At 55.8% G+C, this 21,605-nt stretch carries 18 protein-coding genes and 1 tRNA gene; 10 read left to right on the plus strand and 9 right to left on the minus strand.

What is annotated here, in order from left to right:
* The first annotated feature begins 17 nt into the window (after positions 1-17).
* The 5 genes from K1V27_RS01175 to K1V27_RS01195 all read left to right on the plus strand — a co-directional run bounded on the left by K1V27_RS01175 (position 18) and on the right by K1V27_RS01195 (position 6,315).
* Positions 18-140, plus strand: a complete 123-nt coding sequence (locus tag K1V27_RS01175; RefSeq protein ID WP_258927689.1) for a hypothetical protein — start codon at positions 18-20, stop codon at positions 138-140.
* On the plus strand, positions 118-1,269 hold the full coding sequence (locus K1V27_RS01180) for a 4Fe-4S dicluster domain-containing protein (protein ID WP_258927690.1): 1,152 nt from the start codon (positions 118-120) through the stop codon (positions 1,267-1,269). Before K1V27_RS01175 ends, K1V27_RS01180 begins: the two co-directional genes overlap by 23 nt.
* 99 nt (positions 1,270-1,368) lie before the next feature.
* Positions 1,369-4,791 carry an FAD-dependent oxidoreductase gene (locus K1V27_RS01185; protein WP_258927691.1) on the plus strand — a complete coding sequence of 1,141 codons (3,423 nt, stop codon included), beginning with the start codon at positions 1,369-1,371 and terminating at the stop codon, positions 4,789-4,791.
* Positions 4,792-4,837: 46 nt separating this feature from the next.
* Positions 4,838-5,401, plus strand: coding sequence for a 4Fe-4S dicluster domain-containing protein (locus tag K1V27_RS01190; protein ID WP_258927692.1), 564 nt, complete (start codon positions 4,838-4,840; stop codon positions 5,399-5,401).
* Positions 5,398-6,315, plus strand: coding sequence for a CoB--CoM heterodisulfide reductase iron-sulfur subunit B family protein (locus tag K1V27_RS01195; protein ID WP_258927693.1), 918 nt, complete (start codon positions 5,398-5,400; stop codon positions 6,313-6,315). The genes K1V27_RS01190 and K1V27_RS01195 overlap by 4 nt, the downstream gene beginning before the upstream one ends.
* Before the next feature lie 9 nt (positions 6,316-6,324).
* Here the strand turns inward: K1V27_RS01195 and K1V27_RS01200 are convergent, their stop codons facing one another.
* The 5 genes from K1V27_RS01200 to K1V27_RS01220 all read right to left on the minus strand — a co-directional run bounded on the left by K1V27_RS01200 (position 6,325) and on the right by K1V27_RS01220 (position 12,165).
* Positions 6,325-7,248: a metallophosphoesterase family protein gene (locus tag K1V27_RS01200; protein WP_258927694.1), complete on the minus strand. Its 924-nt coding sequence runs from the start codon at positions 7,246-7,248 to the stop codon at positions 6,325-6,327.
* Positions 7,249-7,257: 9 nt separating this feature from the next.
* Positions 7,258-7,824: a hypothetical protein gene (locus K1V27_RS01205; RefSeq protein ID WP_258927695.1), complete on the minus strand. Its 567-nt coding sequence runs from the start codon at positions 7,822-7,824 to the stop codon at positions 7,258-7,260.
* A gap of 102 nt (positions 7,825-7,926) precedes the next feature.
* On the minus strand, positions 7,927-8,967 hold the full coding sequence (gene rlmN, locus K1V27_RS01210; protein ID WP_435051655.1) for a dual-specificity RNA methyltransferase RlmN: 1,041 nt from the start codon (positions 8,965-8,967) through the stop codon (positions 7,927-7,929).
* Between the two features lie 96 nt (positions 8,968-9,063).
* Positions 9,064-10,380: a histone deacetylase family protein gene (locus K1V27_RS01215; protein WP_258927697.1), complete on the minus strand. Its 1,317-nt coding sequence runs from the start codon at positions 10,378-10,380 to the stop codon at positions 9,064-9,066.
* Positions 10,381-10,464: 84 nt separating this feature from the next.
* A complete protein-coding gene (locus tag K1V27_RS01220) occupies positions 10,465-12,165 on the minus strand; it encodes a hydantoinase/oxoprolinase family protein (protein WP_258927698.1) in 1,701 nt (566 codons plus the stop codon).
* A gap of 277 nt (positions 12,166-12,442) precedes the next feature.
* On the opposite strand from K1V27_RS01220, the gene K1V27_RS01225 reads away from it, so the two are divergent.
* The 5 genes from K1V27_RS01225 to K1V27_RS01245 all read left to right on the plus strand — a co-directional run bounded on the left by K1V27_RS01225 (position 12,443) and on the right by K1V27_RS01245 (position 16,793).
* Positions 12,443-12,519: transfer RNA gene (locus tag K1V27_RS01225), tRNA-His, on the plus strand.
* Positions 12,520-13,081: 562 nt separating this feature from the next.
* The gene (locus tag K1V27_RS01230) at positions 13,082-14,587 is read left to right on the plus strand and encodes a PAS domain-containing protein (protein WP_258927699.1); all 1,506 of its coding nucleotides are present in this window, start codon (positions 13,082-13,084) and stop codon (positions 14,585-14,587) included.
* A 195-nt stretch (positions 14,588-14,782) separates the two neighbouring features.
* A complete protein-coding gene (locus K1V27_RS01235) occupies positions 14,783-15,331 on the plus strand; it encodes a biotin transporter BioY (protein WP_258927700.1) in 549 nt (182 codons plus the stop codon).
* Entirely contained in the window at positions 15,328-16,074 is a 747-nt protein-coding gene (locus K1V27_RS01240; RefSeq protein ID WP_258927701.1) for an energy-coupling factor ABC transporter ATP-binding protein, read from the plus strand. Before K1V27_RS01235 ends, K1V27_RS01240 begins: the two co-directional genes overlap by 4 nt.
* On the plus strand, positions 16,059-16,793 hold the full coding sequence (locus tag K1V27_RS01245; protein ID WP_258927702.1) for an energy-coupling factor transporter transmembrane component T family protein: 735 nt from the start codon (positions 16,059-16,061) through the stop codon (positions 16,791-16,793). The genes K1V27_RS01240 and K1V27_RS01245 overlap by 16 nt, the downstream gene beginning before the upstream one ends.
* A 105-nt stretch (positions 16,794-16,898) precedes the next feature.
* On the opposite strand, the gene K1V27_RS01250 is transcribed toward K1V27_RS01245, so the two are convergent.
* The 4 genes from K1V27_RS01250 to K1V27_RS01265 are packed head-to-tail and all read right to left on the minus strand — an operon-like array spanning position 16,899 to position 21,484.
* Entirely contained in the window at positions 16,899-18,248 is a 1,350-nt protein-coding gene (locus K1V27_RS01250; protein ID WP_258927703.1) for a DUF4340 domain-containing protein, read from the minus strand.
* Positions 18,249-18,262: 14 nt separating this feature from the next.
* Positions 18,263-19,714 carry a GldG family protein gene (locus K1V27_RS01255; RefSeq protein WP_258927704.1) on the minus strand — a complete coding sequence of 484 codons (1,452 nt, stop codon included), beginning with the start codon at positions 19,712-19,714 and terminating at the stop codon, positions 18,263-18,265.
* 52 nt (positions 19,715-19,766) lie between these two features.
* Positions 19,767-20,537 (minus strand): ABC transporter permease subunit, encoded by a 771-nt coding sequence (locus K1V27_RS01260; RefSeq protein ID WP_258927705.1) that lies wholly within the window; start codon positions 20,535-20,537, stop codon positions 19,767-19,769.
* Complete coding sequence (locus tag K1V27_RS01265) at positions 20,534-21,484, minus strand: ABC transporter ATP-binding protein (protein ID WP_258927706.1); 951 nt, start codon at positions 21,482-21,484, stop codon at positions 20,534-20,536. The genes K1V27_RS01260 and K1V27_RS01265 overlap by 4 nt, the downstream gene beginning before the upstream one ends.
* Positions 21,485-21,605: the final 121 nt, after the last annotated feature.

Here is a 21,605-nt window from a genome sequence, read left to right on the forward strand (position 1 = left end):
AGCGCAGAGGAAAGCCCATGGACAGGGATCTCTGTTTGAGCTCTGCGGTCCATGTAGAGCGTCGCATCAACCAACGGGGAAAACGAACAGCCAAAGAGAAGCTGGAGAAAGAAAGCGATGGCCAGGACAGCAGCAATTGAAGTGACGGAGGGAAACCCGGTAAAAGCCCTGCAGGAATTTTTTCGGACGCTCCTTGAAAGAGGCAAGATCGAGGCACTTCTGGTGGCTCGGCACCTTCCTGTGAGGAATGCGGTGATGCCCACCCTGGTGACCGATCCGCAGCAGTTGGCGGGAGCCGATCCACTCGCCCCGGTGTTTCCCATCAATGCGGCCAAGGTGGTGTCCCGCCTCACCCGCAAGCCATTTGAAGGAAGAGTGGCGGTGGTCTTGAGGCCGTGTGAGATACGCGCCTTCATCGAACTGGTCAAGCTCAAACAGGGCCGCAGAGAGCAGCTGATCATCATCGGCATGGACTGTCTTGGCGCCTACGGCAATGTCGACTACCTGCGGTTTGCCGCGGCGGCAGGCGACGGCTCCAGCGCGACGCTGGACTTTATCCGCAATGCTTTGGAAGGACGTGGGACGGCCTTCGAGGACTTCGATATCACAACCGCCTGCAAGGCCTGCGAGCATTTTGTAGCGGAAAGCGCCGACCTTTCTTTCGAGCTTTTGGGGGCAACCCTCGGGGAAGGCCTTCCGCTCCAGGCCAACACGCCCTTGGGGGAAGCGCTTTTGGGGGAGCTCGGCCTGGCTTCCACTCGGGAACCTGCGGGGAGAAAGGAAGCGGTCCTAGATCTTTTGGCGCAGCGCACCGCCTACCGCGACCGGATGTTTGCCGAAACCGCCGCGGCCACCTCGGATCTCGACAAGCTCATGAGCTATCTTGGCCACTGTGTCAACTGTTACAACTGCCGGGTGGCCTGTCCCGTCTGCTACTGCCGGGAGTGCGTGTTCACAACCGATGTGTTCGACCACGAACCGGCGCAGTTCCTCCGCTGGGCCAGAAAGAAGGGGGCCCTCAAGATGCCGACCGACACGGTCTTCTACCACCTGACCCGGCTGGCTCACATGAGCACGGCCTGCGTCGGCTGCGGCCAGTGCTCCAACGCCTGCCCGAACCATGTGCCGGTGATGGAACTGTTTCGCACCATCGCGGCCGGCACCCAACGGGCCTTCGACTACGAGGCGGGACGCAGCGTGGAGGAGGAACCCCCGCTTTCGACTTTCCGCGAAAAGGAATTCTTTGAAGTGACCGGCGGCAAAGACTGATCGATTCACCGCAGAGTGCGCCGAGAGATGGCTGCGGCAAAGTCTTACCGGGTTATCCTCTGCATTCTTCGCGGTTAACAGCAATCAAAGAGGCTCGCTATGAAGAACAAGAGAGGCTCGGCCCTGGTGGTTGGAGCCGGCATCAGCGGGATGCGCTCGGCGCTCGATTTGGCCGAGGAGGGCTATCGGGTGACCCTGATCGACAAGGCGCCCGGCCTCGGCGGGACGCTCAGGCAACTGGACTACCAGTTCCCGACCGACCACTGCGGCATGTGCAAGATGCTGCCCGTAGTGGAGCGCGACAGCGCATCGCAGTACTGCCTGCGCAAGGGCTTTTTCCACGAAAACATTGACATCATGGCGGCCACCGAGCTGGTGGGGATCGAGGGGGAGCCGGGCAAGTTCCAGGTGACCCTGCGGCACCAGCCGACCATGGTGGATCCCGAGCGCTGCATCGGCTGCGCCGCGTGCGTCACGGTATGTCCGGTGGAAGTCCCTGATGAGTTCAACGCCGGTCTCACCACCCGCAAGGCCGTCTACCTTCCGGTGCCGCACAATGTTCCCAACCACTACGTGGTGGACCCGGCGGCGTGCAGCCGTTGCGGCGAGTGTGAACGGGTGTGTCCGACCGGGGCCATCGATCTTCAACTGGAGGCACGCAAGGCTTTCAAGGTGCTGGTAGTGGACGATGAGCTGGTTGTTCGGGATTCCATCAAGGAGTGGCTGGAAGACGCGGGCTTTCAGGTGGAAATGGCCGAATCCGGGGTCGAAGCTTTGGAGAAGCTCTCGCAGGGGGGCTGCAGCCTGCTGCTGCTGGATGTCAAGATGCCCGGCATGGACGGCGTCGAGGTGCTGAAAAATGCCCGGGAGATGCATCCGGACCTCGATGTGGTGATGATGACCGCCTATGCCACCGTAGAAACGGCGGTCGAGGCCATGAAGGTGGGAGCCATGGACTACCTCATGAAGCCCTTCGATCCGGAGGCTCTGGTAGCCCTGGTGGTGAACAGGTACCGCAAGCTCCTGCGCATGGGCGAGCAGCAGTTCGAGGTGGGGGCCATCATTTTGGCGGCAGGCTTCGCCAATTTCGATCCGGCATCGGCCCCGGACACCTACGGGTATCACACCTTTGAAAACGTCGTAACGAGCATCGAATACGAGAGGCTCATGAGCGGAACCGGTCCCCATGGGGGAAAGCTGCTGCGCCCGGAAGATTCTCAAAGGATCCGAAAGATCGCCTGGCTGCAGTGCGTCGGATCGCGTAACCTCCATCTGAACGCCGATTATTGTTCATCGGTTTGCTGCATGTTCTCCATCAAAGAGGCCCTTTTGGCCAAGGAAAAAAGCGACGGGCAGGTGGATGCGGCCATTTTTTATATGGACATGCGCACTTTCGGTAAAGATTTTCAACGCTACCGGGAGCGGGCTGAAAGGGACTACGGGGTTCGCTTCATACGAAGCCGGGTGCATTCAGTGGAGGCGGGGGAAGCAGGCTGCCTGCAGCTGCGCTATTCGGATATTGAGGGCCGGATGCATGCGGAGGACTTCGATCTGGTGGTGCTCGCCACCGGGCAGAGGCCCCCGGCGGGAAGCGATGAATTGGCGGAACTTTGCGGGGTCGAGCGGACCCCTTCGGGATTTTTTAAGACCGAGCCCTTTTCCTTCAGCCGCACGGCGAAGCAGGGGATCTTTGTGAGCGGCTCCTTTGGCGGCCTGCGGGACATCTCGGAATCGGTCATCCAGGCGGGCTCGGCGGCGTTTGCGGCATCAACGCTGCTGCACGCCGGGGGGGGAAGCCTGAGCCGGGTGACAGATGATGAGCCGGCTTACCGGGACGTTACGCGCGATCCTCCAAAGGTCGCTGCGGCGCTCTGCAGTTGTGCAGGGGATTTGGCGCGCGCGGCCGATTTCAAGGCAATCGCGCAAAAGCTTGAAGGGATGGGCCTTGAGGTTTTTTTGACCGAGCGGATGTGCACCCGCGAAGGGCTCGATGAAGCGTGCCGGGTATTGCGCGAAAGCCGGGCCAACCGGGTGCTGCTGGGGGCCTGCATGCCCTATGTATACCAAAGGAAGTTGAAAGACCTGGGGAAGTCCATCGGGCTACATCCTTTTCTCATCGAAGTGGCGGACATACGCACTCCCGCCTTTCCCGGCCGGGGCGAAGACCGCGCCCGGGTCACGCGGGAGATCGCCTCGGTTCTTTCTATGGCGGCTTCGCGCCTGCAGGGAATCGATCCGCTGCCGCCCCGAAGCGTTCCTCTGAGCCGACGGGCTCTCGTGGTCGGGGGCGGGATTGCCGGCATGACGGCGGCTCTCGGCATAGCTGAGCACGGCTACGAGGTGGATCTCATCGAGCGCTCGGAAAAACTCGGGGGCAACCTGCACCGCCTGTACCGCACTCTGGACGGTTGGTCTCCGCAACAGCTCCTGGAACAGACAGCTGCGGCCGTAAACAAGCATCCCCATATCTCGGTGCACCTGGAAGCCCGGGTGGTCCATTCGGAGGGGCAGGTGGGCCGCTTTGTCACCACCCTCGAACATGCCGGAGGGGCCGGGGAAACCATCGAGCACGGTGTGGCGATCCTTGCCACGGGAGGCTCCGAGGCGAAACCGCAGGAGTACGGCTACGGCCAGTGCGATGCCATCGTGACGCAGCACGAACTCGAGGACCAGTTGCAGCGCGGCCAAGTCGCTCCGGGGGATCTCACATCCGTTGTCATGATCCAGTGCGTGGGGTCAAGGGAGGAGCCAAGAAACTACTGCAGCCGAGTCTGCTGTGCCGCAGCGCTGAAAAACGCCCTGTATCTCAAGGAGCACAATCCCCACGTAGAAGTCTACATCCTGTACCGGGACATGATGGCCTACGGCTTTCTCGAGAGTTACTACACCCAGGCGCGCAGGGCCGGAGTCGTTTTCATCCAGTACCAGGTAGCGGCAAAGCCCCGGGTGGAAACGGCCAACGGGGCGGTAACGGTAACGGCGCTCGATCCCTTGCTGCAGCGAGAGATCGCCTTATCGCCGGATCTCCTGGTGTTGAGCAGCGGCATCGTGCCGAGCAACGGGAACGACGAGCTGGCAGGGATCTTTGGGGTGACAGTCAACCGGGACGGCTTCTACCAGGAAGCCGAATACAAGTGGAGGCCGGTCGAGTTTCTGCGGGAAGGGGTGTTTGCCTGCGGCATCGGCCACTCGCCACGCTCCATCACCGAATCGATGGCCATGGCCGAAGCGGCTTCCCAGCGCGCCTTGAGCATCCTGAGCAGGGAGCGCACGATGGGCGGGAGCATCACGGCGCAGGTGCGCCACAGCCTGTGTTCCCTCTGCCAGCTGTGCATTGAAGCATGCCCCTACGGGGCCAGGCGGTATGATGCGGAAGACGAGGTCATCGTGATCGATGAGCTGGCCTGCCAAGGGTGCGGGGCGTGTGCCGCGGTTTGCCCCAACAGTGCCTCGGTGCTGCGTGGATACCGCGACCAGCAGCTCTTTTCCATGCTGGACGCAGCCCTCGAGGAGCTGTTTTGAATCTTTTCTCTGTGTACTGCGCAGTGACACACAACAGGAGAAGCCAATGACGGTTCAAACGCAAAACGGTCCGCATGAAGCGCCCGATCCCCTGGCGGCCATAGGGGAAAATATCAAGGCCTGCATGCAGTGCGGCACCTGCACCGGTTCCTGCGCCAACAGCGGCGCCATGGACTACACACCGCGTGAGCTCTGGCGCATGGTTCAGCTGGGGTTGAGCGATGAAATCTTTGCCAGCAAGACCTTCTGGCTCTGCTCGAGCTGTTATTTCTGCACGCTGCGCTGTCCGCGGGGCCTGCCGCTGACCGAGGCCATGGCCGCCCTCAAGCGGCTGGCCATCGCCCAGGGCAAATGGAAGGAGAAGAAAAGCACCAAGTTTTATCTCACCTTCCTCGATAATGTGCGCCGCTACGGAAGGGTTCGGGAAATGGACCTCATGACCCGCTATTTTCTTTCTCTGAAAAATCCCCTGACCCCTATGGGGTTTACTCCTCTGGGGGTGAAACTGATGGTCAAGGGGAAGCTCTCGATGCAGTTGCCGAATCTTTTTTCCGCCGGCAAACTGGATGCCCTGTACCGCAAGGTGCGAGAAGTGGAGGGCCGCTCATGAAATATTTTTATTATCCCGGCTGCTCGCTTGAAGGGACCGCACAGGAATACGATGCTTCCACCCGGGCCGTGATGCGGGCCCTGGGCGCAGAGCTTGTAGCAGTCGCCGATTGGACCTGCTGCGGGGCCAGCGCGGGCGAGGCCGTAAGCCACCTATTGTCCCTGGCGCTTCCCGCCAGGAACCTGGCCCTGGCCGAGCAAAGCGCCATCGATGCCGACATGCTGGTTCCCTGCAGCGCCTGTTATCTCAACTTGAAAAAAGTGGAGGAGCACACCCGGCGAGACGGCACACTTCTGGCCACCATCAATGAAGTGCTGGCGGAAGAAGGTCTGAGCTGCACCAATACCGTCAAGGTGCGCCATTTGCTCGATGTGCTGGCGCGCGACATCGGAGCCCGCACCGTGCAGGCAAAAGTAGTGCGGCCGCTGACCGGTGTCACCATCGCCCCGTATTACGGCTGCCAGTGCCTGCGTCCCTATGAGGTATTTGACGATCCCCAGCAGCCCACGTCCATGGAGCCCCTGATCGAGGCTCTCGGGGCCACGGTGCTCCCTTGGCAGATGGGCGCGCAATGCTGCGGGGCAGGCCTCATGACCACCAAGAAGGAGACAGCCCTGGAACGTGTGAGCGTACTTTTGCAGGCGGCCAGGGGGGCCGATTGCATCGCCACCGTATGCCCCATGTGCCAGATGAATCTCGACAGCTACCAGGCCAAGATTTCCCGCATGAACGCCGAAAACCTCGCCGTCTCGGTCCTCTACCTCCCCCAGCTCATGGGCCTTGCCTTCGGCCTCCCCGAAAAAACCCTCAAGCTCCACCTCAACTTCGCTTATGCCCAGTCTCTCAAGGGGAAAATGAGCGCCCTGCGGCATGCAGCCGAAGCACAGCAAACCGCGGTCGGGAGTGAACAGTGAGGAAAGGCGCTACCCCGAAAGAAACCACTCATCCTTTTCAAGAACAGCCAGTTCTTTGGAAGGACCAACCATGACCAGCCGGGCTGACTCGACGACATTTTCGGTATCGAACCAGACGGCTCTGAGGACCTTCAGCTCTTGACCCACGTTGAAACAAGGCACACCACCGACATATTCCCACACCTGCCCCGTCCTCCACGGGGATTCGTGGATGTGACCATGGAAAGCCGCCACCAGCCGCCCGCTTGCCCCCCATTTCTCAATAAAGCGCCGCACTGCCAGACTGCCGACGTTCAGATCGGCGCCCGTTCGATCCAAAGCCGTGTCTTTTGGTGGAGCATGGCTCACAAAGACGAAAGAACAATCTTTCCAGTGTTGACTTTCCAATTGCTCGGTAAGCTCGTCAAGGTCATCTTCGATGGTTCCTGCGGCTGGATCCAGCTCATAAGGGGTCTCACTGCCCGTTAGCGTGATCGAACCATGCGGTGCCACACCAGGGCTGGATAGACCGCTGTAATCGCGGCAATCCGGTTTTTCTCCGTCTTTGATGGCGAAAGGTGTCGGGTTCACTTTCAGGTACCCTGCCAGCGCCAGGTTTTTATTTAACCTGTGCAAGCGCATATGCAACAGATGCAGGTCCCTGCCGTCTTTTTCTTCCAGCAGAAACCTTGCAGCAGCAATGTCATCGTTTCCCAAGTCCAGGAACACCGATACATCTTCACACGTTGAGCGGAATTCCTGCAATCGCGGAATCAGCTTATGCCGAATCCACGCCTGATGAGCTGCAATGGATGCCTGAATGCCTCTTCGCCAATCCGGAATAATATCTCCGCCAACGATCACCGCTTCGGGCTGCATCGCTTCTGCGGCACTGAGCAGGTGATCGAAGTAAGGGGGGTAGACGTGGGTATCGGAGGTATAGAGTATCTTCACTTCCCGTCCTTATGTAATGGTGATTTGGTGAAAATAGAGTTTCAGCAAATCCATTTGGCGGCGTTCGCGCTGCGACAACTCACCAGCGCCCAGTTTATTGCCGTAATAGCCGTTTGCTACCAGGGTTTGGGCCTTGTTCAGCAGTTTGACCACACTCTCCGCCCTCTCAGCCTGAAGAAACACACTGATATCGTTAACGAATAGAATATCCCTCCCCAGGCGGTTCCATTCCTCAAACAGCGTCCCGATTTTGAGGGCGTTCAGCCGCGCCTTTTCCAGTGCCTCCCGTTCGCCTTTCGAGCTCAAGCGCGGAGCTGCAAGCGGCACTCTCAGATAAACCAGGTTGTCTCGATCCGGAGGCACCAACCTGCCTCCAATTCCCTTGATTTCTCGATCCTTCGCCATCGTTTCGGGGACCTCGGGAGCAAGATCAACAATTGCAATCCGGTCTTCCAGTCCGTACTTGCACATTTCTCCCAAGATCGCGCGGCACAAGGAAGTCTTGCCGGTGTTGACCTCTCCCAAAATGAGCGTCCATTTACCGAGATATTTTGCAGGATCGAGTCTATCGATCAATTCTTGCCACCGCTAAGATACTTGTCGAAAAGATGTCGAAAATACCCAATGGTGTGTCTCTTGGAAGGCGGTTGAATGATCACATAAGGCAGAAGATCGAATCTATGCCTTTGCCGTCTGCCTCAGACTGTATTGCGCTGCCAGTTGGCCACAGGCGGCAAAGATGTCGGACCCCCGGCTTTGCCGAATGAGTGTGTTCAATTGAGCCTTCTGCAAAATCTCCTGAAATTCCAAAATGCGCTGTGCGGGAGACTGTCCATAGGGTATGCCCGGATGAGGATTGAACGGAATCAGATTCACTTTGGCGCGAACACCGTGCAGTAGCTTGATGAGTTTTCGCGCATGCCCGGGTTCGTCGTTTACCCTATCCATCAGGATGTACTCGAAGGTGATGCGCTTCCTGGGAGGCAGAGGATACTCTCGACAGGCCGCCATCAGCTGCTCCAGTGGATAGGTTTTGTTGATGGGCATCAAGTGTGAGCGCAATGCATCGTCCGCAGCATGCAGGCTGATGGCAAGATTTACCGGGCTTTCCTCGCCAAGCCGCCGCAGCTGTGGAATCAATCCGGCCGTTGACAGGGTAATCCGACGATGAGAAAAAGCCATACCGTTTGGGTCCAGCATGATCTGCATGGCCTTGCAGACCGATTCATGATTGGCCAACGGTTCTCCCATCCCCATGAAAACCAGATTGGTTATGCGCGACTGATCCCGCTGCACCTGACAGATCTGATCGACGATCTCCCCCACGCTGAGATTGCGCTTGAAGCCCATACTGCCGGTGACACAGAACCTGCACCCCATGGCACAGCCGACCTGACTCGACAGGCAGAGCGTCTGCCGCGGTGGATCGGGAATGAGGACGGACTCAATGCAATGTCCGTCGTGCAGCTCAAACAAATACTTCCTGGTGCCGTCCGCCGCGGTTTGCTTTTCGATCAGCTTGAGTGCATCGAGGCAGGTTCCAAACTCCAACTGCACTCGAAACAGCTTTGACAGATCGCTGCATTCCTGCCAGGAACGCACGCGTCGCGCGTAAATATGGCGAAACAACTGGCGCGCCCGAAAGCGTCTCTCCCCGATGCTTTCGATCCAATTTGCGAGTTCGGGGAGCGTAAGATCTTTGACCACAACAGGCTGCATCATTTTTGCCGGATGAATGGTTCAGCGTTCGTCTCGATCCCTCTCTTTCGCTTGCTCCAGGGGGCGAGGAACGAACGACTTGGAAATGGATTTTATCTAGCCCTGCTTGGCAATGTACTGATTCTGTGAGCGATCCTGCAAGAATACTCTGTCGAACTCCTGCACATCCGCCGCATCATACCATTCATAGCCCAATTCCTTGCAATGGCTGCAGGCTTTGCGCGGGACATGGACCGCATAGACATGGTATCCGCTGTCGGTCTTGGAATCAATAGCCAGCGCACCCGGGCAGTCAGCGCATACCTTGAGTCTTTCTCTCTGAGTCTCGAGGATATTGTCGGTATCGTAGAATATGGAACGCTCGCGTTCCGCAAACTGCTTGCCCGCTCGAGCTTTTTCTCCAAGATGCAGGCGATTTTCCCAGTAATCCATCGTCTGATCAATTACTTTTTCTATGTAGCGGCTGGTATCCTTCGATTGCCGGATCTTTTCCGGTCGGTAGTCCGGTTCTCTGACTTGGCCGAAGTCCAGACCGGCCAGTGCCATGATGATGCCCAAATTGGTGTAGGGCAGTGCTCCCTCGATGGCGTAGCCGCCTTCCAGCACGGCGATATCGGGTTTCAGCAGGTGAGTGAGCTGTGCGTAACCCTGCGCCGAGAAATTCATGGATGTGATAGGGTCGGTGTAATGATTGTCCTGTCCGGCAGAATTGATAACGATATCGGGTTTAAAGTCTTCCAGAATGGGCAGAATGGCATGTTCCAAAGCGTATAAGAAACCTTCCTCGGAGGTGCGCGGCGGCAGGGGAATGTTGATGGTGGCGCCATAGGCCGTGGGGCCGCCAAGTTCGTGCTGAAAACCCGTCCCGGGATAGAGGGTGCGCCCATCCTGGTGAATTGAAATGAACAACGTGTCGGGATCATGCCAATAGATGTCCTGGGTTCCGTCTCCGTGATGACAATCGGTGTCGACAATAGCCACCCGCCCTATGTCATAGACTTCCCGCATAAATTCGATCATGACCGCTTCGATATTGATATTGCAGAAGCCGCGACAGCCGTGTACCACCCGCATGGCATGGTGCCCGGGCGGACGTACCAGGGCAAACCCGCGCTTGATCTTTTTCTGCATTACCTCACTGGCGATTTTTTTGGCACCCCCCGCACTGATAAGATGCGATTCCGTAACTACCCGTGATTCTTCAGGAGCACAAAAGTGAACCCGTCTTATGTCCTGGTATGTTGCCAGGTCGGGCTTGTATTCGATAATCCCTTCAACATCCAGAATGCCTTCCTCGAAAACCTGGTCCTGGGTGTACAACAGTCGCTCTTCCCGTTCCGGATGGGTCGAACTGATAGCCCAGTCGAAAGCGGGAAAAAACACTAGACCCGTCTTTATGGGTGCTCGCAACATGCCTGGCTCCTGTATAATCCAACAGTTGTCAAGGGTCGACCTCTCCTGTCGAAGGCACTTTCCCCAGCGACCGTGATTGCTCCGCTACGAGGGCAGTGGACAATAATTAAAAAGAGTCTGCGCAATGTCTTTGTATTCCGGTATCAACCCGGGCTTCACCTGCACCTTCACGCGGATGTTCCTGCCGGTCGTGTGGAACCCTCGCACCATGTTGAACTGCATTTCCTCGAGAATCTCCATTTCCATTTCATCCTGGCTCGCCCCTTCGGCCAGGCATTTTTTCCTAAGCAGCTCGAATGCCAGCTCGAGAGCCGCTTCCTTGCTGTAATCTCGCTTCACCGATTCGCTATAGTTTTCTTCCGGCGCCAGCACAATGCCGCGTTCGGTGTCCGAAAACACCGTCACCTCGCAGGTATTTTTTGCCAGCGCGGCGCCCACCGCGTTGGCTACTTGCCACTGGGGAACAACGTGCACTTCAAAATCGGTGAGCCTCGACAGGCGAAACGCAAAATGGGGGGCCGGTCCACCCAGAACCAAGATCTCCTTGGGCCGCACCTGATAGCCTTCCAGCAGCTCATGCACGGTGTACACGGGCTTGCTGTTGATAGTGGAAATCATCTTGGCTGCTTCATTCAAAATATTGAAACAGGCTTCATCAAAAATGCGGGCGGCCATCTCTTCAACACCTACACCGAGTTTGTCGGCCAACTCCTGCAGACCACGGCGCGCCGCCCCAACGTCCCCATTGGAGGTCTTGCCCAACACGAACAGAGCATCTGTCGGCGTAGGTGCAGGACCGCCATACGCCATGGCCGGACCTTGCCGGTCCGGTCCGATGGTTATTCGTTCTCCCAGCAATCGTACAACACTGTCCCCACCAACCGGAACCGATTGGGTTTTCAACGCGCGAATGAGGGTTTTGAAACCGCCCAGTTCGATGCCCAAAGGGTCGAGGAGGGGAACCTGACGGAGCAAAATGGCCATGTCGGTAGTCGTACCGCCAATATCCAGCACCAGAGTTTCTTCATCTTCCGCCGCGAACGGCAACGATCCCATCACACTGGCTGCCGGACCCGACAGAATAGTCTGTCCCGGCGACTCGAGCGAAGCCTCAAGGCTCATCGTTCCTCCGTCGGCTTTGAGAATATAAATTGGGATGTGCAGCCCCTTTTTTTCGAGAGATTCTTTCACTGCATCAAAAAACTTCTTGTGCAGCGGGTACACTGCGGCATTCAGATAGGTCGTAGCGATCCTTCGCGGGAAATTGAGGTTGCCGGACAACCGATGACCGAGCACCACATGGTCAAAGTCATCGCCCAGCATAGCCCTGATTTGTATTTCATGCTGCGGGTTTCTGACCGAGAATTTGCCCACCACACCCACCTGCCGAATGCCTTCCGAGCGCAATCGGGATGCAATGGCTTCGATTTCCATTTGATCAATCGATTGAACCTCGCGCCCACGGTGGTCGATCGACCCACTCACATTGTAGAAGTAATCGTTGGTCTTGTAACACCGGGGGTCGACCCCCGGACCACTGCAAACAATCATGCCGGTGGGGACGAGCTTGTTCTCCGCGATGGCGTTGGTGGTGAGTGTTGTGCTCAAGACCGCTCGGCGGATATCCTGTGGAGGAACATCCCGGGTAACTTCTGCAAGTCCGGTCCACACACAGTCGAGAAGATTTTGGGGATCGGTCGGCACCTTGACCTGACGAAGAATACAATCTTGACCGATAAGAACTACATCCGTATGGGTACCGCCCACATCCAGGCCTATGATCATTTCCGCTTGTCCCTTTCTGAGAGTTCCATCCCCACGCGAGGTACCATCACAACCCAAAGATAAAAGATGCTAACGGAAAGACCCCATTCTGTCAATTTAACTGTTGCTGCGTTGCTGCATTGATTTACGAATAATATTTATATTTTCGCTCTCTCAAAATGGTTCCGCCCAGAACGGTGAACTCTCCCCTCTACTCCTGGCATTTGATTCGCCAACACTTAGTTTTTGCTTGAAGTTTATGCATGAGCATGTTAGTTGGTAAGGCATTCAAACCGTGGTGGGTGTAGCTCAATAGGTTAGAGCACTGGGTTGTGGCCCCAGAGGCTGTCGGTTCAAGTCCGATCACTCACCCCAATCACCTACTACTTTTATCTGTGCTCACGAAGTATCTGCCGCCCCCCCGAAGTTCTCTGTCGTACCCGATTCATTTCCGTTAGGGGGACCGATTATGGCGTGTATATGGCGCAATCATGGCGCCAATTATTCCTGAGACCTTGCACTGCAGCAGGTGCAGTTGTGTGATTTCAGCCACATAGAAACGATACCGGGTTGTGGCATGCTCATTGCTTAAGCTTCTTGACACGAAAGAAATCAACTCTTTCCTCCTCTGAAGCTAACCGGTTCCAGCCCCTCCGGTTAGCTTTTTTATTTGGGTTGGATTTTCTGGCTGCACAGGCAAAAGCATCGCGCGTTCGTCAAAACTTTTATCCTTATTACGATTCTATTGTCTCGCGACCCAATGAGCGCTATATGATCACGGGGACAGTAGGCCCCTAAGAGCCCGTCCGAGAAGTTTCTCTCCCTCAAGGGGAAAACGAATTTATCCTTCTCGGGCAGTCTTCTAATGCATTTCAGCGGAATTTGTGCAGCCTCTGGAAAATTCCGCCGGGCACAACATCACTCACCGAGGAAGCCAATGGCCAACAAGACATACGATGATGCTCATCAAATCAGGATATGTAAGGGCGACATCGATTATCAAGGCATCGTGGAGCACGTCAACGAAGGCGTGGTGATCATTCGAGAAGGAAAAATTGTTCTTGCCAACAACGCATTTTTTGAAATCTCCGGGAAGGGGCCTGCTGAGACGCTGAAAACCGAATTTTCGAGGTTTATATCCGGAGCCGACCGGGCAAAAGTCGCAAAGTACTTCACCGAGCGTCTGTTCACCGAGGACCTGCCCGACCGTATCGAGTTTGTCATGCCAAGGAGAGACGGCGATGCCATTATCGAGATGAAAGTGAGCGTTGTGGAGTGTGGAGGCGTTCCGGCGATACTCGGCGCCTTGACCGACATTTCCGAGCGCCGCAAGACACGCATTGAGTTGGAAAGAACCAAGGAGCGTCTTGAGAGCATCCTTCATTCCATGAACGAAGTGGTCGTTTCCATGTCCGCAACCGGTTACTGGATACTTGCCATCAATCCTGCGGCAGAGGCCCTCTATGGTGTTCCGGTAAGGGATTTCACCAGCGGAGAAAATCACATCTTGAGTTTTGTCCATCCCGAAGATCTGGGTAAAGTAAAGCAGTTTTACGATAATCTGCCGGAAGCCGAGTTCAGCGAGGAACAGTATCGCATCATCAGCAGGGACAACCAGGTCAAGTGGGTCCGGGACGAAGGGCACGTTGTCTATTCGGGCCGTGGAACAATCAGAAGAATCGATCATGTCATCAGAGACATCACCGAGGAGAAGAAGGCAATCGATGCGCTGAAACAGAGTGAAGCCAAGTACAAGGGTTTTTTTGATTCGACCAGTGACATGGCTTTCACGTTGACTCCCGAGGGAGTCTTTCTCGATATCAACGAAGCCGGCATGAAGCTTCTCGGTTTTGAAGACAAGATGGAGGCGCTTGCCAGCAACGTAGAAGACTTTTATGTCGACCTCACAGAGAGGCAGGCGCTGCTCAAGGCAATCTACGCCAAAGGCCATGTCGAAGGCGAACATGTAAGGCTCCGGAATAAAGCGGGAGAAATCATCGAAGTGGCCATCACCACACGAGCGAAAATCGACGATTTTGGGCGCGTGCTCTACCATGAGGGCATTGCCCATAATATCACCAAAGCGCTTGAAGATCAGAGAAACAGGGTGCTGCGCAACGCTGCCGGGAGCATGTGCCACTATCTCAACACGCACCTCATGCATCTGTTGAACTCCAAGGACGCCGTTGCAGAAGAGATGGCGGAACTGAACACGCTGATCGACGAGGTTGCCCTAAGCCATCTTCCGCGAGAGATTGCAGGCAGGATGAAGCGCATCATGGAAAACATGCAAGACTATTGCAAAGGTGTTACCACTGCCTATGAGAGGATCTCGGAGGTAACCAAGGCGCTTAGTCAAGCGTTTCACTATGAGGAAGAATCCTATGTGGCCGGCACCATCCTCGATATCTTCAGATCATACGGATACAGCGGCGACGATTAGCAGGTTTGTTTGTCAAGCAGCCGATTGGCGCGGCAAAACCCGACACACTGGAGCCGGTGCAAAAACAAATCCGTTTGCTCCAGGAGTGTCGACCTAAGCATTGCCATTGACAGCTTCGCCACAGTTGGTTAACCTAATTGGCGCTTTACGGTTAACAAACCCGCTTTCATGGCAACACATTCGGAAAATCATAACATGCCGGTTAAACAGTTACAGTCGATGGTCTACGCCTCGTTGATGGCCGCCCTCATTGCCATGGGTGCCTACATCCACATCCCCTTGGGGCCGGTCCCCATCGTGCTGCAGAATCTTTTTGTCCCGCTTGCAGCGTTATTGCTGGGAAGCCGCTGGGGATCGATAAGCGTCGCGATCTATCTTTTTGCAGGGGCCATGGGAATCCCCGTTTTTGCTGGAGCCAAAGGAGGGCTTGCCCATTTTCTCGGTCCTACTGGTGGTTATTTGCTGGGATTTCTGCTGGCCGCCTGGGTCACCGGCAGCATTGCCGAGCACTCGGCAGAGCGCCCCGTTGCCATCCTGTTGGCGGTCACATTCGGCATGCTGACCATTTACGCGGTGGGCGTTCCATGGCTCAAGTATGCAGCCGGATTGACCTGGAGCAAAGCAGTGCTGGTGGGCATGGTTCCTTTTCTCGTTGGCGATGTGTTTAAAGCCGGGGCAGCAGTGGTGCTGGCAAGAGCATTGAAGCCAATGGTCACCCGCCAGCTGAGGCCCACCTCCTCATGATCGAAATAGACCGACTCCAGTGCCGCTACCCCGACGGAACGGTTGCTATTAAAGACCTCGATATCACCGTTCCAGAGGGCGAATTTCTGCTCATTTGCGGGCCCAACGGCAGCGGCAAGACAACACTGATCCGGCATATCAATGGGCTGCTGCAACCGTTTGCCGGCAGTATCCGGGTGGCCGGAATCGATGTTGCCGACGCCGAGGAGGAAGTGCGCAAACTGGTGGGTATGGTATTCCAGGACGCCGACAGCCAAATCATCGGGGAAACGGTTTGGGACGATGTCGCTTTCGGTCCGCAAAACCTGGGGCTGTCCGAACTTGAAATCCAGGGACGAGTCGACTGGGCGCTCAACTCTGTGGCTCTCCAAAACCTGGCCGATAAGCCATGCCATTTGCTTTCGGGAGGAGAAAAGCGTCGCCTTGCCATTGCAGGAGTCCTGGCAATGCAGCCTCGAGTGCTCATCTTCGACGAACCCTTCGCAAACCTGGATTACAGCGGAGTGCGCCAGACCCTTCAGCAAATCATTACATTTCACCAGAAAGGCCACACGGTAATAGTGACCACCCATGACGTTGAAAAGGTCATCGCCCATGTCAGCCGAGTAGTCGTTTTGTATGATGGAGAACTTCGGGCGGACGGGCCACCGGCATTGGTAGTCAAGAATCTGTCTCGCTATCAAATCCGCCCTCCGTGTTACAGTCTGCTTGGAAGCGAGCCCATTTCATGGCTGACCGCCTGATGTTGCACTATTTCCCCGGCAACACCCCGCTTCATCACTGGGACGCCCGCTGCAAATTCCCGGGTCTGATGATCGTGACCCTTTCCTTGCTGCAGATGGACGTACCATCGCTCGTCTTGTTTACCTTGGTGTTCTTCGCCGCTTTCGGCGTCGCACGGCTGCCCGGGAGGGCCCTGTTACTGAGCGGGAAGCCGTGGCTGTTATTTCTCGCAATCATATTCATTGTTCAGGTCTTTTTTCAGCATCCATCATTCTGGGATTTGCCGCATGTGAAAGCGGCCGGGATCGTGTGCTGGCGACTGGCTCTGATGTTGGCTTACGCCATCCTGTTCACATTGGTTACCAAACCACGCGAGATGCAGGATGCCATCACCTGGTTTCTGAGACCGCTGCCTTTCCTACCCGCGCGCCGTATCGCCATGATGGTCAGTCTCACTGTCAAGTTTCTCCCTCTGCTGCTCGATCAGTTTGCCGAAGTGCAGCTGGCGGTAAAATCCCGCATGGGGAATCGGTCGGGAAGATCCCTTCGGCACATCAAGACCCTGTGTTTACCGCTCTTTCGCAGGTCTTTCATCCGCTGCGACGAACTGGCCCTCGCATTGGCAGCGCGCGGCTACCGGGAGGATTTGCCGCTGACCCTGCCAAGAATTCGATTATTTCACGTACTTGCTCTGTTGCTGGTGGGAGTAGTCGCACTGGCGGGAGCGCTGTTGAACTGAACGGGGTCAGTGCTTGAACCTGGGGAGCAAGAGCATTTGCAGACAATGGCTCTGCATTGCTTGAATCAACCTAAGGGTTTAAAGGGGCTTTTGCTTCTCCCGCGGTCATTTCGCTTCACCTTCGGAAAGATTAACCAGATCTTTCTGCACTCGCTCGAGGAGCTCGGGCTCGACCTCAACCGCTTCAGCAGGCTGATCTCCCTGCTGTATCCAGACAACGCCGGATTTTGCAGGCGGCTGCATATCCCGGCTCCAGTTTAGCGAAGCGAGCTTTTCTCCAGCAGCATAAAAATCCAAACCGCCGTATGGCTCGAAGGGAACTGCGGACACCGGATCCAGTTTTCGCAGGTATTCCGCCTGAGTTAAATCATAGATCAGTGAACTCATTTGCCACGAATCCTTGAGCGTTCCGGGCTCTGCATCGTCGCCGGCCGTTGTTCCCCAGCTGTTTTCACCTGTTTTGAGCACACGGCCTCGCCGGTCACCCAGATGCCACCTGACCTCACTCACTTCACCGGCCTTCAATGTCATCAACGAGCGGTCTTCGAGAGCCGCAACGGTGGTCGGCAGGTCCTGCAACATAGCGGCATCAATCGTTACTACCGCTGGAAGCTCGGAGCTGAGTGCGGTCAGCACGTTTTCCTCTATGTCCACGTCCCCCAGCTGCAGCCGGCTCGACTTGCCGTCAAGAAACTGCAGTTGCACTGTAACCTGCGGCGGGTCCAACCCATGTGTTGCAAGATTTTTGACTTGATCTTCAACAAACTTCTGCGCTCTCAGCCAGCGCAGCTGTTCCAGTACATTCTGCACTTTGCTGCCTTTAATCTTTATATCAGGCCGCTTCTCCGCTTTCCAGGTGAGGTCGGCTTGACGGCTAATCGATACCGGCTCGCCGTTTTGCCACGCCACCTCGAGGCCCACTGTTTTTTCGGGTTCGAAGACCAGGAGCTCTCTCCTCCTCAGCTCATCGACACCTTTGTGCAACACACCCCAAACCCCCTCGGCTATTAGAAAAACCGGGGCCCGATCTCCGATCTTGGCATAATACCCTTCACCGGTGGGATTCTTGTCACCCAGCAGCAGCTGCCAACTCTGATCCTTTTCAACTATCTCCAAGTGGAGAACCGGATCGCTCAGGCCGTATGATTTCAAGTCTCCGGGAACGGACGTCACTTCTCTTTCCAGTGCAAGCGTCGCGACGGTATTGAGGAGACCCTCGACAACCGCCTGGTCCGCCTGGCAAGGGATCGGTTCGGTAATCTTCCAAATCTGGTCCTTGGCCAGCCGAACCGTTTTTTTGTCCCTGGATTGAATAGTGACAGCGCGCACGTCATCGGCTGTGAAATGAAAGATTCTCCTGGCCAGTCTCTCCTGCGCTTCCTGCCGCTCTTGTTTGACAACTTCAAAGTAATAATAATAGCCTGTCAAAAGCACCAGTATGACAAGATATATCATGGGCCGGCTCCACTTCATCGCTGCGACCTCCGCACCCGGTAAACGGCGAAGCCAACCAGCAGAAGTGCCAGCGGTACAAACACCAGGACGGTCCACAGGAGCATCTGAGCCTGACTGTCGGTCAGCATCACCGCCTGCCCTCCTGCTTTTCTAGGTTCGATGGTGATGAGATTCTCTTCATCGGCCAAAAAATTCACAATGTTCAGGAAAAAATCCCCATTGCCGGAAAGTCCGAAATGCGTGTTGTTGATGAAGTCCGAGTCTCCCGCCACCAACAGATAAGCCTTCTGGGCACGCCCCCCGCCTGCATCACCGGGAGCATCCTGCTTTTTCACTGCCGAATCAGGCTTAGGCTCCCCGGAAGGATTCTCGTCACCCGACATGTCGGCAAGATTCATCTGCACAAGCACCATCAAGGGTACCGGTCCGGCCTCATCGGTCTTTTCATCAAAACTGGCCTGCCCCTCCTGGAGGAGCTCGAAATCCGTTTCCGCCCATGCATTGGGGGACGTTGACGCAAGAATTTCCGTCTGAATGCCGTCGGGCAAATCCCTGGCCGACCGGACCGAGCGGGCCTCCGGGTAAAAGGTTGCAATATTAAAGTGTTCGCTGATCTTGTGCAGCCCGTATTCCGTCACAACCGGCAGCAGATAACTGCCCCCGAATACTCTGCTGAGCTTGTCGATGACGATATCCTCGGTTATTCCAACACCATACTGCAACAAAAACTCCTTCATTCCCGCATCAAAGGTAGGGTCCAGGAACACCACCAGCTTGCCTCCCCGGGCCAGATAACTCTTCAGGGCGGCCAGTTCCTGGCCAAAAAGAGGCTTGCGCGGTCCCGCTATAACCAGCACCGCCACGTCTTCGGGCACGCTTTCGTGCTGCAACAAATTGAGCTCTTCAACCTGGTAGTTCTCCTTTTGCAGCGCCGATTTGACCGTCGAGTAGCCCTCTTTATCCAGCTCCTGCAAGGAATGTTCGCCGTGTCCGATCAGGAAGAAAACCTTTTTCTGCTGCTCCCGGGTCAACCTCAAAATGCCGTTGGTCAGAGACTCTTCGGTTGCATCCTGGATAGTGTGCTGTTTGCCGAAGCCTTCCAGAACCAGCGTACCATACGAACGGATGTCGTACTGCCGCGCTTTTTCCGGATGGCGGTCGGGGTCGATGAATTGGTAGCTTATTTTTTTATTGTGATATCGGTAGGTCTCAAACAAATCCCTGGCTTCCATCTCCTCCGGCGCCGCAGTTGCGAAGAACGCCTTAATTTCGATGGGCTCTTCGATGGAATTCAACACATTGCGGGTCTGTTCCGAGAGGGTGAAAGCGCCTGATTGAGTCAGATCCAACCGCCACGGATGGCGATCGGCAATGAGGGCGACAACCACCAGAATCCCCAGGAAGAAAAGTGTTGAAGCCACTGCGTTCGACCCATATTTCCAAAATCGCCGTCGATTAGTCGGCATAAGCTGCTGCCTCCATTATGAAATGCTGCACGGGATGGCTCACCGTCAGGCTTTAGCCTTTCCACCGGTAGGATTCCAGCTGTCGCAGGGTAAAAAACAGGAACAGGATAACGAAGGATACGTAGTATATAATGTCCCGGGAATCGAGGATCCCCTTGGCAAAGCTGTCGAGGTGCCCGGTAATCGCAAGGTACTCGATCAGAGCGCCTGCAGTCGGTCCAACCAGGGTCTTGGTCCAACCGACGATCCAAAACATCAGTAAAGCCCCAAAGGAAAGCACAGCGGCGATGATTTGATTTTGCGTCATGGAGGACGTCAAAATGCCGAGAGACATAAAAGCCCCGGCCAAAAGGAATATACCCAGGTAACCACACAGTACCGCCGGCCAATTAAGGCTCGCCATGTGCCCCAGGAGTGCAAAACCCGGCAGGGTGCCGGCCAGAATTGTTGCCATGGCTGTCAGGACCGCAGCGAACTTGGCCAGCAAGGTCGAACAGTCGGAGACAGGGTAGGTGAAAAGCAGTTCCAGCGTCCCCGTTTTGCGTTCTTCGGCGTAAAGCCGCATGGTGATGAGAGGGCAAATCAGTAGCAGTATGATACTTAAGTCCAGGAAAAATGGGCGTATTACCATCTGCTCAAGACTCAGCTGCTCAGCCAGAACAAGGTTCTGACTTGCCTGGAAGCTCAATAGATTGTAATAGGCCACCGAGTTGTAAAAAAAGTAACCGGAAATTACAAGGAAAGTGACTCCCACAGTATAGAATATCGGCGATGCAAACAACGCGTAGAGCTCTTTTCGATAGACCGACCCGAAGCCTTTCATGACTGCGTTTCCTCCTGTACCGGCTCTTCCGTAACCAATTGCAGAAAAATATCTTCCAGACTCAAATCGACCAGTTTAAGCTCCAGCAGGCTGAGTCCCCGTTCGATCACCTTGCGCGCTATCTCTGGCCGCAAATCACGACTTCGGTCCGTCTCCACCAGAAGGCGGCCGGCGTCTTCCCGGCTCACGGTGACTTTCTGGACGCCCTCGTGCGATTCGAGAACAGCCGCCAGCTGGTTTATCTCGCCTTCGACCTTGAGGGAAATTTGAGCCGATTTCTGCAATTGGCTGGTGAGATTGCCCGGGGTGTCCGTCGCTACAATCTGCCCTTTATTGATGATCAAAACCCGCTGACAGATTTGGGCCACCTCGGGCAGGATATGGCTGCTCAACAATATCGTATGCTGCTCGCGCAAGCTCTGGATTAACTTACGAATCTCAATGATTTGTGTGGGATCAAGACCGATTGTCGGTTCATCCAGAATCAGCACGGGGGGATTGTTGACCAGGGCCTGGGCCAATCCCACCCGTTGTTTGTAACCTTTGGAGAGGTGCCCGATGATTCGATGGCGCACCTTCTCAAGCCCGCAAACAGCCACAACCCTATCCATCTCCCTGGTTGTATTTTTTCCACTAAGCCCCTTGACACCCGCGGCAAAACGCAAAAAACGGCTCACCGTAAGGTCATTGTAAAGGGGATTGTTCTCCGGTAAGTAGCCGATTCTGGAGCGCACCTGCAGAGAGCTCGCGAAACAATCAATGCCGTCGACTTTTGCAATACCGGCTGTGGGCGGCATATAACAGGTGAGAATGCGGATCGCAGTCGATTTTCCAGCACCGTTCGGGCCCAAAAACCCCACGACCTCCCCTTGGTCAACCCGGAAAGTGACGTCTCTGATGGCGGGCAAAGAACCATAGAACTTGGTAAGTCCCTGCGCTTCGATCATCGCCTTTTCTCGCTTTCATATTACGGAAAGGTGAACTGGTATCCGGTAGGCTCTCAAGGCATGAAAAGTTGTGCTTGCCGGTCTTGTCGAACGGTTTTTGTACCCACTGAAGAAGCACAAC

Source organism: Desulfoferrobacter suflitae (genome assembly GCF_022603395.1).
Taxonomy (GTDB): domain Bacteria; phylum Desulfobacterota; class Syntrophobacteria; order Syntrophobacterales; family Syntrophobacteraceae; genus Desulfoferrobacter; species Desulfoferrobacter suflitae.

Bases quoted from the DNA above. Each gene is read 5' to 3' on its own strand.
- K1V27_RS01175 (WP_258927689.1), top strand. From the start codon at position 18: ATGGACAGGGATCTCTGTTTGAGCTCTGCGGTCCATGTAGAGCGTCGC.
- K1V27_RS01180 (WP_258927690.1), top strand. From the start codon at position 118: ATGGCCAGGACAGCAGCAATTGAAGTGACGGAGGGAAACCCGGTAAAA.
- K1V27_RS01185 (WP_258927691.1), top strand. From the start codon at position 1,369: ATGAAGAACAAGAGAGGCTCGGCCCTGGTGGTTGGAGCCGGCATCAGC.
- K1V27_RS01190 (WP_258927692.1), top strand. From the start codon at position 4,838: ATGACGGTTCAAACGCAAAACGGTCCGCATGAAGCGCCCGATCCCCTG.
- K1V27_RS01195 (WP_258927693.1), top strand. From the start codon at position 5,398: ATGAAATATTTTTATTATCCCGGCTGCTCGCTTGAAGGGACCGCACAG.
- rlmN (WP_435051655.1), bottom strand. From the start codon at position 8,967: ATGCAGCCTGTTGTGGTCAAAGATCTTACGCTCCCCGAACTCGCAAAT.
- K1V27_RS01215 (WP_258927697.1), bottom strand. From the start codon at position 10,380: ATGTTGCGAGCACCCATAAAGACGGGTCTAGTGTTTTTTCCCGCTTTC.
- K1V27_RS01220 (WP_258927698.1), bottom strand. From the start codon at position 12,165: ATGATCATAGGCCTGGATGTGGGCGGTACCCATACGGATGTAGTTCTT.
- K1V27_RS01230 (WP_258927699.1), top strand. From the start codon at position 13,082: ATGGCCAACAAGACATACGATGATGCTCATCAAATCAGGATATGTAAG.
- K1V27_RS01235 (WP_258927700.1), top strand. From the start codon at position 14,783: ATGCCGGTTAAACAGTTACAGTCGATGGTCTACGCCTCGTTGATGGCC.
- K1V27_RS01240 (WP_258927701.1), top strand. From the start codon at position 15,328: ATGATCGAAATAGACCGACTCCAGTGCCGCTACCCCGACGGAACGGTT.
- K1V27_RS01245 (WP_258927702.1), top strand. From the start codon at position 16,059: ATGGCTGACCGCCTGATGTTGCACTATTTCCCCGGCAACACCCCGCTT.
- K1V27_RS01250 (WP_258927703.1), bottom strand. From the start codon at position 18,248: ATGATATATCTTGTCATACTGGTGCTTTTGACAGGCTATTATTATTAC.
- K1V27_RS01255 (WP_258927704.1), bottom strand. From the start codon at position 19,714: ATGCCGACTAATCGACGGCGATTTTGGAAATATGGGTCGAACGCAGTG.
- K1V27_RS01260 (WP_258927705.1), bottom strand. From the start codon at position 20,537: ATGAAAGGCTTCGGGTCGGTCTATCGAAAAGAGCTCTACGCGTTGTTT.
- K1V27_RS01265 (WP_258927706.1), bottom strand. From the start codon at position 21,484: ATGATCGAAGCGCAGGGACTTACCAAGTTCTATGGTTCTTTGCCCGCC.